This is a genomic window from Kitasatospora sp. NPDC096140 (genome assembly GCF_040303045.1).
Classification (GTDB): domain Bacteria; phylum Actinomycetota; class Actinomycetes; order Streptomycetales; family Streptomycetaceae; genus Kitasatospora.
The window spans coordinates 17,036-32,707 of the sequence record NZ_JBEOUW010000044.1; the positions used below are offsets into that span (position 1 = coordinate 17,036).

The 15,672-nt window shown below is 74.3% G+C and carries 4 protein-coding genes; 1 reads left to right on the plus strand and 3 read right to left on the minus strand.

Annotated features, from left to right (window positions below; all coding sequences use genetic code 11):
• Positions 1-240 precede the first annotated feature (240 nt).
• From ABT048_RS33435 to ABT048_RS33445, 3 genes are read right to left on the minus strand one after another with little or no spacing between them, the layout of a single operon-like run.
• On the minus strand, positions 241-1,389 hold the full coding sequence (locus ABT048_RS33435) for a nucleotide disphospho-sugar-binding domain-containing protein (protein ID WP_350525335.1): 1,149 nt from the start codon (positions 1,387-1,389) through the stop codon (positions 241-243).
• Complete coding sequence (locus ABT048_RS33440; protein ID WP_350525336.1) at positions 1,386-3,176, minus strand: condensation domain-containing protein; 1,791 nt, start codon at positions 3,174-3,176, stop codon at positions 1,386-1,388. The genes ABT048_RS33435 and ABT048_RS33440 overlap by 4 nt, the downstream gene beginning before the upstream one ends.
• The gene (locus tag ABT048_RS33445) at positions 3,173-13,690 is read right to left on the minus strand and encodes a non-ribosomal peptide synthetase (protein ID WP_350525337.1); all 10,518 of its coding nucleotides are present in this window, start codon (positions 13,688-13,690) and stop codon (positions 3,173-3,175) included. The genes ABT048_RS33440 and ABT048_RS33445 overlap by 4 nt, the downstream gene beginning before the upstream one ends.
• A gap of 648 nt (positions 13,691-14,338) precedes the next feature.
• Here ABT048_RS33445 and ABT048_RS33450 point away from each other — a divergent pair.
• Positions 14,339-15,583, plus strand: a complete 1,245-nt coding sequence (locus ABT048_RS33450) for a cytochrome P450 (RefSeq protein WP_350525338.1) — start codon at positions 14,339-14,341, stop codon at positions 15,581-15,583.
• The last annotated feature ends 89 nt before the right edge of the window (positions 15,584-15,672 follow it).

Below are 15,672 nucleotides of genomic sequence, written 5' to 3' on the forward strand. Positions count from 1 at the left end.
CTCCGTGGCAGGACGGGACCGACCAGGCTCCCCCTGGAGCCGCGGGCCGGTCCCGGCAGTTGTCCGATGGCGGCACGGCGCCGCTTTACCCCTCAAAGCAGCGTAACGTGCCGGGCGGCCTGTCCCCCCGGCCGATCACCTGTGGGTACGACGTGCGGCCGCAGGCCATGGTTCCAGGCCGGGCACCCTTTCTTCAAGACTCGGCAAAGTGCCCCTGACCTTGGACGACCCCTGTTCCGGTCACCGCGCGCCGGCGAGTTCCTCCAGACGCGCGACCAGCGCCGCGGGGCTGGGCCGGGCGGCGATCTCCGCCTGCACCTCGCGGGCCGTCCGCCGGTAGTCCGGCACGTCGAGCAGCTGCCGCAGCAGGTCCTTCACGGTGGACGCGGTCGCCTCGTGCGGGGCGCAGGCCAGTCCGACGCCCCGGGCCGCGATCACGGCCGCGTTCGCGGGCTGGTCGGCGAGCCGTGGCACGACCAACTGCGGAACGCCGTGGGCCAGTGCGGTCAGCGCGGTGCCGGCACCCCCGTGGTGCACGATGGCGGCGCAGGTCGGGAGGAGGGTGCTGAGGGGCACCCAGCCGGCCACCCGCACGTTGTCGGGCACCGGGCCCAGCGCCGCCGCCTCGGCCTCCCCCATCGCGAGGATCAGGTCGATGTCCAGACCACCGCACTCCTGGAGGAACGCGGTGAGCTCGCCGAGTTCACCGGACAGCGGCAGGACACTGCCCATGGTCAGGCACACCCGAGGCCGGGACGGCGTCGCCAGCGCCCACTCGGGCAGCAGCCGGCTCTCGTTGTAGGGCACGTAGCGCATCGACCACTCGGTCGCGTCGTCGCGGCCCCCCATGCTCGGCGGCCGGACGTCGATCATCGCGGCGGCCGCCGCCGGTTCGTCCAGGCCGAGCTCGGCCCGGGTGGGCTCCAGGTAGCGGGCGATGTTCCCGCGGTACGTCACGGCCTGCTCGTCGCTGCCCGCCCACGCCAGCCGGACGCTCTGCTCCACGTACGGGACACCGAGCGCGGCGGCCACCAGCGGGCCGGCCCCCTGCTCCAGGGTGGACAGCACGAGGTCCGGCCGGAACTCCTCGGCGACCTTCAGCAGGCCTTCGGCCATCTCCTCGCCGAACAGCCCGAGCCCGCCGCGCCGGGGCCTCGGGGCGCCCGGCGGCGTCGAGTTGATCACCCGGCTCGCTTCCATGAACTCGGCGAACACGTCACGGTCGGGGCACACGTCGACCGCCTGGAGACCGGCCGAGACCAGCGTCTCGGCGGCCCGGCCGTTGTTGGCGACCAGGACCTCGTGCCCGGCGCTGCGCAACGCCCAGGCCAGCGGGACGGTGGGCAGGAAGAGCCCGGAGCCGGGGGCGGCGGTGGACAGTACCCTCATGAGAAGTCTCCTTCCGAAGCGTGGACGTCGTCGACGAGGAGCCGGGGAATCCCCGGGTTCGCGCCGAGGCGCTCGACGAGGCCGGTCGTGGTGATGAGCAGGGCGGGCCGGGCATCGGCGAGCATGAAGCCGACGCGTTCGGCCGGGTAGCCGGGATCGATGGGCAGGTAGGCCGCGCCGGCCTTCAGGACGGCGAGCAGCGCCACGACCATCTCGGTCGACCGCGGCACCGCGAGGGCGACGATGTCCTCGGGCCCGATGCCGCGGGCCCCGAGTGCGGCCGCCAGCCGGTTCGCGCGGTCGTCCAACTCCCGGTAGGACGTGGCCCGTCCGCCGTACCGGACCGCGACGCGCTCGGGCGTGGCCGCGGCCTGGGCGGCGAACAGCTCGGCGACCGAGCGGTCCGGCACCGGGCGGGCCGTGTCGTTCAGCCCGACGACCAGCCGGTGCCGTTCCTCCGCGGTCAGGACGTCGATCCCGCCGACGGCGGTGTCCGACGCGCCGGTGGCGAAGCCGTCGAGCAGGTGCACGAAGCGGTCGGCGACGCGCCGGGCCGCCGGGCCGCTGACCAGGTCCGGCCGGTAGCCGAAGCAGAGCACGATGGTCTCGCCCGGGTGGGCGAGCAGGCTCAACGGGTAGTGGACGCTGTTGTGCGCCTCCGTGGCCGTCACCCGCACGCCGGCGACCGAGTCGACGGACCTGTCCAGTGGGTAGTTCTCGAACACCACGAGCGAGTCGAAGAGGTCTCCGTCCACCTCCGACAGGCCCTGGATCTCGGTCAGCCCGAGGTGCTGGTGGGCGCCCAGCCGGGACTGTTCGTCCTGGAGCCGGGCGAACAGCCCGGCGAGGGTCTCCCGCGGGTCGATCCGGACCCGCACCGGCACGGTGTTGACCAGCATCCCGACCATGGCCTCGACGTCCGGCAGCTCGGGTGCCCGGCCGGCCACCGTGGTCCCGAAGACCACGTCGTCCCGGCCCGTCAGCCGGGACAGCAGCAGGCCCCACGTGCCCTGGACCACGGTGTTGGTGGTCAGGCCCAGTCGCCGGGCGCGCTCGACGACGGCCGCCGTCAGGTCCGCGGGCACGGTGACCAGCACCTGCTCGGTCGGCACCGCCGTGCGGGTGTCCGCGTTCGGGGCCACCCTGGTGGCCTCCTCCAGGCCGGCCAGCGCCGCGCGCCACACCGTCCGGGCCCGGCCGGCGTCCTGGCGGGCCCGCCAGGCGAAGAACTCCTGGAGCGGCACGGCGGGCGGCAGCGCCGACGCGTCGCCGCCGGCGCCGTAGACCTCGAAGAGCTCGCGCAGCAGCAGCCCGGTGGACCAGCCGTCCAGGACGGCGTGGTGATTCGTCAGCACCAGCCGGAACCGGTCGGACCGGCGCCGGACCAGGGTGAAGCGCACCAGCGGGGCCGCGGCCAGGTCGAAGCGGCGGGTGCGGGCGTCCAGGGTGATCCGGCCGGTCTCGGCCTCCACGTCGCCGTCCGCGACCGCGGTGAGGTCCACCTCCTCCCAGGGCACCGGCACCTCCGACTGGACCACCTGCACGGTGTCGCCGGAGGCCCTGCGCCGGAAGCTCGCCCTCAGGGTCGGGTGCCGCCGGACGACGGCCTCCACCGACCGCCGCAGCACGCCGGCGTCGAGCGGACCTTCCAGGTCCAGCGCCACCTGCACGTTGTACAGGGCCGAGCCGTCCTCGTCGTACGCCGCGTGGAAGACCAGCCCCTCCTGGACGGGCGTGAGGGGCAGAACGGTGTCGATCCTGGGCGTGCGCTTCGTTGCGGTTGTCACAACTCCCCCTCCAGGGCAAGTTCTTCCTGAAGCCGGTCGATCTCGTCCTGGGACAGGGAGACCAGTGGCAGGTCGGACGGGCTGTGGCCGCCCGAGTCGGGGCGTCGGGCGTGGTCGACCAGCGCGCGCAGGGCGCGGAACCAGGTCTCTCCGAGGTCCTCGACCTCCGCCGCCGTGAACAGCTCCGCCGCCCAGGACCACTCGGCCACGAGCACCGGGGCCGAGCCGTCGTCGTCCCGGACGAGGGTGTTGACCTCCACCGGGTGCGCCAGCGGCAGGTCCGGGTCGGCGCCGCCGGTGAACCCGCCGATCCCGTACGCCGGCGCCCACTCACCGGTCCCGGCGGGCGCGGTGAACCGGCCGAGGTGGTTGAAGCCGATCTGCGGCACGGGCAGCCCCGCGAGGACGTCCCCGGTGTCCGGGTTGAGGTGGCGGAGCAGGCCGTAGCCCAGACCGTGGTCGGGGATCGCGGCCAGTTGCTCCTTGACCCGCTTCAGCACCCGCCCGGTCTCCGGCCCGGCCGCCCACAGGTCCGGCCACTCGACGTCGCCCGGGTCCAGCCGGACCGGGTGGACGCTGGTGAACCAGCCCACCGTTCGGGACAGGTCCACGCCGCCGACCGCGTCCTCCTCCCGGCCGTGGCCCTCGACGTCCACCAGCACCGCGGTGGCGGGGCGCCCGCGCCGACGGCACCAGTCCTGCACCGCGAGCGCCACCGCGGTGAGCAGGACGTCGTTGACCGTGGCGTGGAAGACGGTCGTCACGTCGGTCAGCAGCGCCTTGGTGGCGTCCGCCGGCAGCGTCAGCTCGACGCTCCGCCGGGAGGCCACCACGTCACGGGCCGGGTCCGGTGCCCGCCGGCCGAGCGGCGCGTCGCCGCCCTCCAGCATCCTCGTCCACAGGCCGAGTTCCGCCGTCCGCCGGGCGCTGCCGGCCTCCGCGGCGAGCAGCCTCGACCAGCGGCGCAGCGAGGTCCCCACGGGTGCGGGCGAGGCGGGGGCGCCGCGGCGCAGCGCGTCGGCGGCCTCCGCCAGGTCGCCCAGCAGGATGCGCCAGGAGACGCCGTCCACCGCGAGGTGGTGCACGGCCAGCAGCAGGTACCCGGGGGCGGCCGGGCCCGCGTCGAGCCACACCGCCTGCCACATCGTGCCGTCCTCGGGGGCCAGCCGGTCCCAGGCGAGTTCGGCCTGCCGCCGGGCGGTCCCGCTCAGTTCGGCACCGGTCAGCCGGGAGACGTCGTGGCGGGCGAGCCGGTGCCCGAGGTCGGCTCCCGGCTCGGTGATCTCCAGGTCCCAGGAAGTGTCGCCGTCCTTCCGGTGCAGCCGCAGCCGCAGGGCCTCGTGACGGTCCGCCACCGACCGCAGCGCCGCCGACAGCGTCCGCTCGTCGATACCGACGGGCAGCCGGACGAACATCGACTGGTTGAACCGGCCGATCGGACCGCCCAGTTCCCGGAGCCGCTCCATCACCGGAGTCGGTTCCAGCGGTCCCGGTCCCGCCTCGGTGTCCTCCTCGGCCACGGGGTGGGCCCGCTCGCGCGCCGCCCTGGCCAGGTTCGCCGGGCTCCGGTGGTCGAAGACGTCCCGGGGAGTGAACTCCAGCCCCCGGCGCCGGGCTTGGCTGACCAGTTGGATCGAGGTGATGCTGTCCCCGCCGAGCGCGAAGAAGCTCTCGTCGGGCCCGACCCGCGGCACGCCCAGGGTCTGCGCGAAGAGTTCGCACAGCACTTCCTCGCGCGAGGTGCGCGGGGCCCGGCCGGTGTCCGGGGTGTCCCCGACCGGTTCCAGCTCCGGCAGGGCGCCCCGGTCCAGCTTCCCGTTGGCGGTGACCGGCAGCCGGTCCAGGACGACGTAGCCGGCCGGGACCATGTAGCCGGGCAGCGCCTGCGCCGTACGGTCCGCGAGGTCCGTGAGGTCCGGTTCCGCGCCGGGGCGCGGCACCACGTAGGCGACCAGCCGGGTGGTGCCCGCCGAGGTGTCTCGGGCCAGGACGACGGCCTGGGCGACGTCCGGGTGACGGGCCACCACCGCCTCGACCTCGCCGAGTTCGATCCGGTGCCCGCGGACCTTCACCTGGTTGTCCACGCGGCCCAGGTAGTCCAGCGCGCCGTCGGACGACCACCGGGCGAGGTCGCCGGTGCGGTACATCCGGCTTCCCGGAGCACCGTACGGGTCGGCGACGAAGCGGTCCGCGGTCAGCGCGGGCCGGTTGAGGTAGCCGCGCGCGACGCCGGTGCCCGCCAGGTACAGCTCGCCGGCCACCCCGGCCGGGACGGGGCGCAGCCGGCGGTCCAGGACGTAGGCCCGGGTGTGCGGCAGCGGGCGGCCGATGGGCGGGGCGGGCACCTGCGCGTCGGCGCACGGCCAGTCGGTGGCGTACACCGTCGCCTCGGTCGGCCCGTAGAGGTTGACGATCGCCGTACCGGGCAGCGAGCGGCGGATCTGCCGCACCAGGGGCTCGGGCAGGGCCTCGCCCGCCAGCACGAGCAGCCGGGCCCCGAAGGTCGGCGACGGGTCGGCGAGCAGCCCGGCCAGCGCGGAGGGGACACCGCTGATGAGCGAGCCCTGCCAGGGCCGTTCCGCCAGTTCGAGCAGGTCGCGGACGATCTCCACCTGTCCGCCGGCGGCCAGCGGGGCGAAGAGCTCGAACACCGAGACGTCGAAGGAGAGCGAGGTGGCGGCCAGGACCCGGTCCAGCCCGTCGCCGCCGAACCGCTCCACCGCCCAGCCGACCAGGGCGTTCATGTTGGCGCGTGACACGGCAACGGCCTTGGGCCGCCCGGTGGAGCCGGAGGTGTAGATGACGTAGGCGGTGCAGGCTTCGGGGACGGGGCGGGCGGGCTCCGGCGGGACCTCGCCGTACTCGTCGGGCTGCCCGGACGGTTCGCCGAACGTGTCGGCGTCGTCCAGTGCGAGCCGGGCGAGCCGGTCCGCCGGCGGCAGGCCGGGCGGTTCCTCGCCGCCGGTGAGCACCAGCGCGGGCGCGGCGTCCTCGACCATGAACGCGGTCCGTTCGGCGGGGTGCCGGTGGTCGAGCGGCAGGTAGGCGGCGCCGGCCCGGAGGACGGCCAGCAGCGCGACCAGCAACTCCGCCGACCGCGGCACCGCCACCGCCACCAGGTCCTCCGGGCCGATGCCCCGGGCCCGCAGCCGACGGGCCAGCCGGTCGGCCCGCGCGTCGAGTTGGCCGTAGGTCAGCGTGCCGGTCGCGTCGACCACCGCCGTCCGACCGGGCGTACACGCCGCGCGTTCCCGCACGGCGTCGGCCACGGCGACGGGGGCGGCCGGGGTTCCGGTGTCGTTCCACTCCTCGACGAGCCGGTGGGTCTCGGCCGGCTCCAGGGCCTCGATCCGGTCGGCGCGGGTGTCCGGGTCCGCCCCGGCGATCGTCTCCAGCAGCCGGGTGTACCGCCGGACGACCCGCTCGACGTCGTCGGCCGAGAAGAGGTCCGGCCGGTAGGTGAACTGCAGGTCGAGCGACGGGCCCGGGGTGGCGATGAGCGCCAGCGGATAGTGCACGTCGTTGTGGGTGCGCACGGCGGCCACCCGCGGGCCGCCGGCCCGCGCGCCGCCGTTCAGGGCATCCGGGTCCAGCGGGTAGTTCTCGAACACGCTGATGGTGTCGAAGAGTTCGCCGTCGATTCCGGTCAGGCGCCGGATGTCGGCGATCCCGAGGTGCTGGTGGGCGGCGAGGCGGGACTGCTCGTCCTGCAGCCTGGCCAGCAGTGCGCCGATCCGCTCCTCGGGGCGCAGCCGCACCCGCACGGGGACGGTGTTGATGAAGCAGCCGATCATCGTCTCGGTGCCCGGCAGCTCGGGCGGCCGGCCCGAGACGGTGGTGCCGAAGACGACGTCCTCGCTGCCGGTCAGCCGGCTCAGCAGGAGCCCCCACGCGGCCTGCACGACCGTGTTGAGCGTGACGCCGTGCGCCCTGGCCCGACCCGTCAGCGCGGCGGTGAGGGGCTCGGGCAGCCGGACGGAGCGGGACGCGGGCTGGACGGAGGCGTGCGCGTCGCCCTGCGGTGCCAGCCGGGTCGGTGCGTCGAGACCGTCGAGCGCCGTGCGCCACGCCTGTTCGGCCGCGGGGCGGTCCTGGCCGGCCCGCCAGTCCAGGTACCCGCGCCATGTGCCGACGGGCCGCGGTGGGGTGCCGGCGCCCCGGGTGCCGTAGGCGGCGAACAGCTCCTGCAGCAGCAGGGGCATCGACCAGCCGTCCAGGACGATGTGGTGGTTGGTCACCGCCAGGGTGTGGCGGCCTTCGCCGAGGCGCAGCAGCGTCAGCCGCAGCAGCGGTGCCTCGGCCAGGTCGAAGCGGCTGACCAGGTCCTCCCGGACCTCGGCCCGGGCCCGTTCCTCCTGCTGCTCGGGGTCGAGCCCGCCGAGGTCCAGGTACCGCCACGGCAGCGGGGCCTCGGTACGGACGACCTGGACCAGGCCGCCGCTCGCGCGGTGCCGTACGCAGCTGCGCAGCACCGGGTGGCGGCGCAGGAGGTCCTCGGCCGCCTCGCGCAGCCTCCGGGGGTCGATCGCGCCCTCCAGGTCGAGGGCGATCTGGACGTGGTAGACGTCGGGCGCGTGGTCGTCGTACGCGGCGTGGAAGGCCAGGCCCTCCTGGAGCGGCGTCAGCGGCAGGACGTCCTCGACGTCGGGGCAGGCGGCCTCGATCTCGTCGACGTCCTGCTGGTCGAGCCGGGCGAGCGGGAAGTCGGACGGCGTGTGACCGCCGGCGCCCGGTCGGCGGGCGTGGCCGGCCAGGGCGCGCAGGGCGGTGGTCCAGGTGTCGGCGAGGTCCCGGACCTCGGCCTCGGTGAGCAGGTCCTGCGGCCAGGACCACTCGGCGGACAGCCGCGGGCCGTCGTCCCCGTCCTCGTGGACGAGCGCGTTGATCTCCAGAGCGTGCGCGAAGGGCGCGCCGGGGTCGGCGTGTCCGGCCAGTCCGCCGCCGTCCCGCACCGGGGTCCAGGCTCCCCGGCCGCGGGTGGTGAGGGAGCGGCCGAGGTAGTTGAAGCCGATGTCCGGCGTGCCGAGGGCGGCGAGGGCGGGCGCGGTCCGCGGGTTGAGGTGTCGCAGCAGCCCGAAGCCGAGTCCCTTGCCGGGCACGGCCGCGAGCTGTTCCTTGACGTTCCGCAGCGCCGTCGCGACGGCCTGCCCGCCGCTCCAGGTCTCCGCCGGATCGGTCACGCCGGGGTCCAGGCGCACGGGGAAGAGGCTGGTGAACCAGCCCACCGTCCGGGACAGGTCGACGCCCGGGACGGCGTCCTCCTCGCGGCCGTGTCCCTCCAGGTCGACCAGCACGGGCGCGGCGCCGTGCCCGCGCCGTCGGTGCCAGTCCTGCACGGCCAGGGCGAGGGTGCTGAGCAGGACGTCGTTCGCGCCGGCGTGGAAGGCGCTGGTCACCTCGGTGAGCAGCGCGGCGGTGGTGTCGCCGTCGACGGAGGACACCAGGGTGCGCCGGGCCGCGAAGACGTCCCGGGCCGGGTCGAGCGGGCGGGCGCCGATCGGGGCGCGGTCGCCCGTGAGCGTCTCCCGCCAGTGGTCGAGCTCGGCCTCCAGTCCGGGGGTGCGGGCGCGCTCGGCCAGGTGCTGTGACCACTGCCGCAGCGGGGTGCCGACCGGGGCCGGGGCGGGGCGCCCGCCCTCGGCCAGGGCGGCGTGGGCGTCGGCCAGGTCGGGCACCAGGACGCGCCAGGACACGCCGTCGACGGCCAGGTGGTGGGCGGCCAGGAACAGCCGGCCCGGGCGGTCCGGGCCGGCGTCGAACCAGACGGCCTGCAGCAGGACGCCCTGTTCGGGGTCGAGCCGGTCGAGGGCGGCCTCCTCCCGGGTCCGGACGTCCGCCGTGGTGAGCCCGCCGGGCCGGTCGGCGGCCACCCGGTGCAGGCAGCGGCCTGCGTCGACGGTGCCCGTCGGACGGGCCTCCAGCGACCACGCGCCGTCGTCGTCCCGGTCGAGGCGCAGGCGCAGTGCGTCGTGGTGGTCGAGCACGGTCTGCAGGGCTTCCGTGAGCGTCTCGGCGCGCAGTCCGGCCGGCACGTCGAGGCTGAGGGACTGGCTGAACCTCCCGACCGGTCCGCCGAGTCCGCGCAGATGGTGGGCGATCGGCAGCAGCGGGACGGGGCCGACTCCGGTGCCCGCCGGGTCCGGGGCGTCCTGGGTGCGGGCCACCTCGGCGAGCCTGGCCACCGTCCGGTGCTCGAAGACCTCGCGCGGGGTGAACAGCACGCCGGCCCCGCGTGCGCGGCTGACCAGCTGGATCGCGCCGATGCTGTCGCCGCCGTGGTCGAAGAAGCTGTCGTCGGCCCCGATCCCGGGCAGGCCCAGGACCTCGGCGAACAGCCGGCACAGCAGTTCCTCGCGCGGACCGCGCGCCGGGCGTCCGGCACCGGTGGCCCGGAACTCCGGTGCGGGCAGGGCCCGGCGGTCCAGCTTCCCGTTGGCCGTGGTGGGCAGCGCGTCGAGCACCAGGACCGCGGCGGGGACCATGTAGTCGGGCAGGTTGTCGCGCAGGTGTTCGCGCAGGGCGGCGGCGAGCCGGCCGGCCTCCCGGCCGACCGACGGGTTGTTGGTCAGGGCCTGCGGCTGCGCTGCCGCCGGGAGGCACACGTCGGTCAGGGCCTCGGTGGCCGCGGTGCGGGGGTCGAGGAAGATCACGTCGAGTTCACCGGAGGTGGCCTCGCCGGACCAGGTCACGACCGTGCGGTAGCCGAGGTCCTCGCCGAGGTGGCGGAAGTCCTCGGGCAGCGGGCCGGCCGGGACGTCCCCGGCCGCCGCCCGCCGGACCTCGGCCATCGGCGAGCCGGCCGCCAACCCCCGGGCGGCGGCCACCTCGGGCGCCAGCCGGGCGTTGGGCACGGCAGTGATCCGCAGCCGCTCCGGCCGGTCGGCGGCGAGGCGGTCCCGGAGGGTGGCCAGGTCGGGCACCTCGGTGCCCCAGCTCGCCCGCGGCACGTCGAGCAGGGAGACGGGCGGGCGCTGCGAGCGCTTGTGCAGCACCACGTCGTAGCGGTAGCGGCTCAGTTCGGTGTCGTAGTCACCGGGCTTGGCCCGGACGTCGACGCCGCCGAGGTCGGTGGTCTCCCGGCCGAGCGCGGTGAAGAACTGCGGGTCCACCAGGAGTTCGTTCTCCTGCCGGGCCCGCTGCGCCACGGCCCTGCGGACGGCCTCCGGGTCGGCGTCCTCGCCGCTGTGCGCGAGTTGCACTCCGGTGTCCAGGAACCGGCGGAGCCTCAGGTTGCGGACGTCGCCGAGGAAGACGGCTCCTCCGGGGCGCAGCAGGGCGAGTGCCCCGCGCAGGACGGTCCTGAGGTAGTCCGCGTCGGGGAAGTACTGCGCCACCGAGTTGATGACCACGGTGTCGAAGAAGTCCTCGGGCAGCCCGGTGAGGTCGTCGGCGGCCTGGGTGCGCAGCTCCACCCGTCCGGCCAGGTCCGGCCGGGCGTCGAGGTGCCGGCGCAGCGCGGCGATCGCGGCGGGCGAGAAGTCGGTCGCCCAGTAGCGCTCGGTGTCCGGCACGAGCGGGGCGAGCAGCAGGCCGCTGCCGACCCCGATCTCCAGCACCCGCCGGGGCCGCAGGGCGCGGATCGCCTCCACCGTCCGGTCGCGCCACTGCCGCATGTCCTCCAGCGGCAGCGGGCGGTCCGTGTAGCTGCTGTCCCACCCCGCGAAGTCCTCGCCGAAGGCGGCCTCGGAGGGCGCACCGTACATCGACTGGTAGAGCTGCTGCCACTGGTCGACGTGCTCGCCGCCGGTCCGTTCCTGCCGGGACGCGAGCCGGTTCCGCTCGGGCACCACGTACCCGACGAGGTACTTCCCCGGGCCGCGGTCGTCCCGGGCCACCACCACGGCCTCGCCCACCTCGGGGTGTTCGCCGAGGACGGAGGCGATCTCGCCGGGTTCGATCCGCACGCCCCGGATCTTCACCTGGTCGTCGGTGCGCCCGAGGTAGGCCAACTGCCCGTCGGCGTCCCAGCGGGCCAGGTCGCCGGTGCGGTACATGCGCTCGCCCGGCCCGCCGAAGGGGCAGGCGACGAAGCGCTCCGCGGTGACGGTCGGCCGGCCGAGGTAGCCGCGTGCCAGGCCTTGCCCGGCCAGGTAGAGCTCGCCGGGCACGCCGTCGGGCACCGGTTCGAGGGCCTGGTTCAGCACGTACACCCGGGTGTTGGCGATCGGGCGCCCGATCGGCGGGGCGCCGGTGCGCGCCGGGTCGTACTGCCAGTACGTCACGTCGATGGAGGCCTCGGTCGGCCCGTACAGGTTGTGCAGCTCGCAGTCGAGGACGCCGGAGAACCGGGCCGCGAGTTCGGCGGGCAGCGCCTCCCCGCTGCAGATCACCCGGCGCAGGCTCGTGCACCGGCCGGCCCCGGGCTCGGCCAGGAAGGCCTGGAGCATGGCGGGGACGAAGTGGACGGTGGTGACGCGGTGTTCGCGGATCACTGCGGCGAGGTAGGCCGGGTCCCGGTGGAGTCCGGGGTCGGCCATGACCAGGGTCGCGCCGCTCACCAGGGGCCAGAAGAACTCCCAGACGGAGACGTCGAACCCGCAGGAGGTCTTCTGCAGCACCCGGTCCTGTGCCGTCAGCCGGTAGCGGTCCTGCATCCAGTGCAGCCGGTTCGCCAGGCCGGCATGGGTGTTGACCGCGCCCTTCGGTCGGCCGGTCGAGCCCGAGGTGTAGATGACGTACGCGGGCGAGTCGGGTGCGAGCGGCCGCGGGCGGTCGGCGCGGGTGGCGTCCCGACCGGGTGCCGCCTCCGGTGCCGTGGTCGCCTCGGCGTCGTCGAGCAGCAGCCGCGGCGTGGCCTCGGCCCGGGGCAGGGCGGGCACGGTGTCCCGCGTGGTGATCAGCAGCGCCGGCCGGGCGTCGTCGAGCATGTACGCGATGCGGTCCGCCGGGTAGTCCGGGTCGATCGGCAGGAACGTGGCGCCGGACTTGACCACGGCCAGCAGGGCGGTGACCAGCTCCACGGAGCGGGGCACCGCGAGCGCGACGACGTCCTCCGGGCCGAGGCCGCGGGCGCGCAGCACGGCCGCCAGCCGGTCGGCCCGCTCGTCCAGCTCCCGGTACGAGACGCTGCGCGGCCCGTGCACGACCGCCGGGGCGTCGGGGGAGGCCGCCGCGCGGGCCCGGAAGAGGTCCACGACCGTTTCCGGGCGCCTCGGCCGCGCGGTGTCGTTGCGTCCGACGAGCACCCGCTCCAGGTCGTCGGGGCGGAGGACGTCGAGGGCACGGGTCGGCGTGTCCGGATCGGCCTCGGCCATCCGTTCCAGCAGCCGGAGGATCCCCCGGCCGTGGACCGCGAGGTCATCGCGGCGGTAGAGCTCGTTGTTGCCGTCGACGTCGATCCGTCCGCTGCCGCCCCGGGCGTCCCCGTAGAAGACGAAGGCCAGGTCGTCGACGGGGCCGTTGGTGAGGTTGTGAACCGTCGTCTCGCATCCGGCGAGGTGCACGCCCTCGCCGAAGAACTGCAGGTTGACGTGCGGCCCGACCAGCGGGCTGCTTTCCTCGCCCAGGCCGAGGTCGTTGCGCAGGTCCTCGTACCGGTAGCGCTGGTGGCGCAGGCCGAGCAGCATTTCCGCCGAGACGTTCTGCAGCAATGCGGACAACGGCAGATCCGGTCCGGCCGCGACGCGCAGCGGCACCACATTGGACGTCATTCCGGGAATGCTGCGCATTGCCTTTCCGAACCGGGCCGTGACCGGCAGCCCGAGAACGACGTCCGGTTCTCCGGTGAGCCGCGCGGTGTAACGGACGGCGGCCGCGGCGTAAACCGCCGGAGGCGTCACACCGGAACGCTGCGCGAGTTCGCGGAGTGCCGCGCCCAGTTCCGCCCCGATTTCCACCGTCTCACGGGTCCGGCCGGCCGGCCGATTCGGCTCGGCCTGTCCGAACGTCGCGGGCGGCGGGCTTCCCGCGAGTTTCTCCGTCCAGTACGCGCGGTCCGTGCGGAATGCCGCGGAGTCCCGGTAGGCGCGGTCCGCCCGCAGCATGTCCTCGAACCGGCCGAGACCGTTTCCGACGGCCCGTCCGGTCACCAGTGCGGTATAGCGGGCAGCGGATTCGCCCACGAACAGTGCTCCGGAGAAGCCGTCCATGGCGACGTGGTGCGCCCGCAGGTACCACAGATGGCGCTCCGGGCCGATCCGCAGCAATGCGAAGGAGTACATCCGGTCGCCGTCCGGGGCGAGCGGCACGGCGAGGTCGTCCTGCATCCACGCAGTCGCGGCCCCGTACGGCCGCTCCCGGTCACGCAGGTCGAGGCAGGGCATGACGAGTTCGGCCGCGTCGTCGATCACCTGGACCGGTTCCGGACCGGACGCCACGATGCGGGCCCGCAGGGTCGGACAGTCGGCGAAGGTGCCGCGGGCCGCCTGCACCAGCAGGTCGACGTCGAGCGGGCCGGTGATGTCGGCGTAGACCGCGACGCTGTAGTCGAGGCCGTCCCGCGCGAAGCGCTGGGCCAGCCAGATCCCGGTCTGCGCGGAAGTGAGAGCGGATTCATGACGAACTGTTGCGGGCATGCGGAGTCCTTCGCGGAGCCATTGGCGATTGCAGTCCACTCACGAACAGGCGAGGACCCGGAAATCGGTCGACACGGTGCCGCGCCGGTACGAACGCGCGCTTCCGGCTGTTTCCTGTGGGGTCCTCGCGAGTTCCGGCGAGGCTTCAGCGCGAAGGTCCGGCGTGGTCCCGGTCCCGAAAAAACTGCACGACCATCTGTACATCCCCCGTCCCCGTGTGTCGTGCCGCGCGTCCTGCTCTCGACGTCCTCGAACAACAGCCCGCCGGCACCTTTCGGCAGCGTACCCCGCCGAATAGAGATCGCAAGGGCGTGGCCGGAACACCTCCCTCCTGGCCGGAACCGCTCCGTCGGCCGGCTATCCGGTGAGGACGGCGCCGCCACGCGAATTCCCCCAGGTCAGAGGGCCCCGAGCGGGGCTCGACCGAGGAAACAGCCTTGACACTGTCGATCACGGCTACCTAGGCTCTCGTCCCGTTGCGTCAAGTCGAACCGCCCTTCCCGGCGACCGATTTCGACGATCCGGGGCGGTGCGGGGGTTCCGTCTGAGTGGCCAGGCGAGCAAGAGAACCGGCCACCTTCAGCTCCTTTCGCTGCTGGTCCCCGTTGACCTTTCCTGCCCGGTTGACCTTTTCGCGGGGGCTATTCCATGACCGATCTCGCAGGCATGACCACCCTTCCCTACGACCAGCGGACCGAGGCGTTCCTCGAATACGTGGACCGCGGCCGGGCCGCGGGCCCGGTCGCCAAGAGCGAACAGCCCGGGGTGTGGGAGGTGTTCGGCTACGACGAGGCACTCCAGGTGCTCGGTGACTTCCGGACCTTCTCCAGTGACATGAACGACCTGATCCCGGAGGACGAACGGGAGCTGGCCGGTGCCGCCCAGGGCAACTTCCTCGGCGTCGACCCGCCGCACCACACCCAGATGCGCGAACTGGTGCGGCGCGCGTTCACCCCCAACGTCATCGCCCGCCTCGAACCGGTCATCGCCGAGACGGCGAACCAACTGCTGGACGGGATCGAGCTGTCGGCCGACGGCAGCGGCACCTTCGACGTCGTGGCCGACTTCGCCGCCCCGCTGACCGCCCGGGTGATCGCGAAGCTCTTCGGCATCCCGGAGAAGGACCACGGACTGTTCACGGTCTGGGCGGACGCGCTGCTCGGCGCCCGGCCCGCCGGCGAGCTCGGCAAGGCCGACGAGTCCGCGGTGCGCGAACTCGGCGAGCTGGTCCGCTTCGCCTCCGCGTACCTGCTCGGCATCATCGACGAGCGCCGCGCGAAGCCCGAGGACGACCTGATCACCGCCCTCACCACGGCGGAGGTCGACGGACGCTCCCTGAGCGACCACGAAATCGTCGGTGTCATCGGCATGTTCGTGATCGCCGGACACCTGCCGTCCTCCGTGCTCGTCGGCAACACCGTCATGAGCCTGGACAGCCACCCCGACGTCCTCGCCGAGGTCCGCTCCGACCTCGGCCTGCTGCCCGACGTCATCGAGGAGGTGCTGCGCTGGCGTTCCCCCCTGGTCCGGGACCAGCGGGTCGCGGCGTGCGACACGGAACTCGGCGGCGAGCACATCCCGGCCGGCGCCATGGTGTGCGTCTGGCTGGCGTCCGCCCACCGCGACGCCACCCGGTTCGAGCGGGCCGAGGAGTTCGACATCCGCCGGTCCGACCGGAGCCGGCACGTCGCCTTCGGCAAGGGCATCCACTTCTGCCTGGGAGCGCCCCTGGCTCGCATGGAGGCCCGCATCGCGCTCACCGCCCTGCTGGAGCGGTTCGAGCGCATCGAGGTGCCGGCCGACTCGGACATCCGGTTCCACCCGTCGATCGGCGTCCTCGGTCCGGTACGGCTGCCGGTCGCCGTGCACGGCAGCAGCACCCCCGCCGGCTGACCCCGCCCGGGCCGGTCGTCACCCCGAGCACGACCGGCCCGGCCCGGTCGCAGACCCACCGCCCCCGTGCTCAACCATGCCGTCCTCAG